Below are 2,051 nucleotides of genomic sequence, written 5' to 3' on the forward strand. Positions count from 1 at the left end.
GAGGGCGGATCGCTCGGGTACTTCATCAACCTGACACCGATCGCCTCGGCCATGCTCGACGAAGCCGGGGTCGACGTCTCGAAGGTCGAGATGGTGAAGATGACCAACTACGACCCGACCGTCGTGGTGCGCGAGCAGGTCGACGCGATCGTCGGCTACGCCTCGAACCAGCCCCAGTCGCTCAAGGCACAGGGACTGCCGTTCAGCGAGTTCCTCCCCTCCGACCTCGGCGTCGAGGGCACGTACAACGTGATGGAGGTCAACTCCCGGTTCCTCGATGAGCACCGCGAGGTCGCCGCCGACTTCATGCGCGCGAGCCTCAAGGCGCTCCAGTACTGCCTCGACGAATCCGATGCGTGCATCGACAAGCTGGCGAAGCTGGCCGAGGACAACGGGCAGGGAGCCGCGTTCCCGCGCGAGCAGCTCGCCCGCACGTGGGAGGTGGAGTCCGCCTGGGTGCGCGAGAGTGCCGGCGGCAACCCTGGCGTGCAGAACGAGTCCATGTGGGAGCCCGAGTACGCCCTCGTGAAGAAGTACGGCGACGTCAAGGAGCTGCCCGCGATCGCCGACATGATGGACGCCGACCTGGTCGCCGACCTCTACGACGGTGACACCCTGATCTGGAAGGCGAAGTGATGACGGTCGCACACGGCGCCGGCGTCGAGGTCAGGAACGTCTCGAAGTCCTTCGGCGTCGACGGCGCGAAGGTCACCGTGCTCGATGACGTGAGTCTCACGATCGGGATGGGCGAGTTCGTCTCGGTGATCGGGCCCAGCGGTTGCGGGAAGTCCACGCTGCTCAAGGTGGTCGCCGGACTCCTCGACGCCGACTCCGGCACCGTCACGATCGACGGCGAGAGCGTCAGGGCGGCCTCGCGTGACAAGAAGATCGGACTCGTGCCGCAGTCTCCGGCGCTGCTGCCGTGGAAGACGGTGCGCGAGAACGTCGAGCTCCCCGTGCGGATCAACCGCGGGGCCAACGGCGACCGTGCGCTCCGCGACCCGGCCGAGCTGCTGTCGACCTTCGGCCTCGGCCATGCGCTGAAGAAGTACCCGGGGCAGCTCTCCGGGGGTATGCAGCAGCGCGCCGCGATCGCCAGGGCGTTCGTGTTCGACCCGGCGATCATGCTGATGGACGAGCCGTTCTCCGCCCTCGACGAGATGAACCGGGACCTGCAGCGGATCGCTCTGCTGGACTTCTGGCAGTCGAACCGCAAGGCCGTGATGTTCGTCACGCACTCCGTGCCGGAGGCGATCATGCTCTCCGACCGCATCGTGGTCATGGCCGCGCACCCGGGACGCATCGCCCAGGTGATCGACGTGAACCTGCCGCGACCGCGTACCGAGGAGGCCTACGCGACGGACGAGTTCCGCGAACTGGAAGCAGTCGTGCGCGGTGCGCTGCGCGCGCAGACGGAGAAGGCCCATGTCTGAGCTGACGATGAGAGACACCACCGCGACGATCGCGACCGCCCGTCTGAAGGGCCAGCCCCGCCGCGGCGCTCCCTCCTGGCTGCGGTGGGGATCGTGGGGCCCCACTCTGATCACCTTCGTGATCGCCGCGCTGCTGTGGCAGCTGGTGGCCTGGACCAATCCGTATGTTCTCCCGACGCTGGAGGCGATCGGTACCAGCCTCGTCGACGACGCCGGCATGTACTGGTCGAACTTCCTCGTCACGCTGCTCGAGGTCGTGGTCGGTGCCTCCGCCGGCATCCTCGCTGGGTTCCTCCTGGCTGTGGTGATGGCGGAGTTCCAGATCATCGAGCGGGCGGTCATGCCGCTCGTGATCATCGTGATGGTGACCCCCATCGTCGCGATCGCCCCGGCGCTGGTCGTGGCGTTCGGCTTCGGCATGGTGCCGAAGTTCATCGTGACCGGCCTCGTGGTGTTCTTCCCGATGCTCGTGAACTCCCTCGCAGGGCTCCGCGACGTCGACCAGAAGGCCATGGACGTGTTCAAGACGCTGCATGCGTCGCGGTGGGAGATCTTCCGCGAACTGCGCTTCCCCGGCAGCATGCCGTACGTGTTCGCCGGCCTCCGCATCGCCCTGCC

The 2,051-nt window shown here is 67.0% G+C and carries 3 protein-coding genes; all 3 read left to right on the plus strand.

Annotation, left to right across the window (positions count from 1 at the left end; genetic code table 11):
• The coding region (locus DSP71_RS23595; protein ID WP_258546378.1) for an ABC transporter substrate-binding protein at positions 1-636 on the plus strand (636 nt) is incomplete at its 5' end.
• The gene (locus DSP71_RS10945) at positions 636-1,433 is read left to right on the plus strand and encodes an ABC transporter ATP-binding protein (RefSeq protein WP_017201539.1); all 798 of its coding nucleotides are present in this window, start codon (positions 636-638) and stop codon (positions 1,431-1,433) included. The genes DSP71_RS23595 and DSP71_RS10945, both read left to right, overlap by 1 nt.
• Positions 1,426-2,051 (plus strand): ABC transporter permease (locus DSP71_RS10950; RefSeq protein WP_113681105.1); only part of this gene is annotated, 626 nt, incomplete at its 3' end. The genes DSP71_RS10945 and DSP71_RS10950, both read left to right, overlap by 8 nt.

The sequence above is a fragment of the Microbacterium sp. H6 genome (assembly GCF_003314775.1).
Taxonomy (GTDB): Bacteria; Actinomycetota; Actinomycetes; order Actinomycetales; family Microbacteriaceae; genus Microbacterium; species Microbacterium oxydans.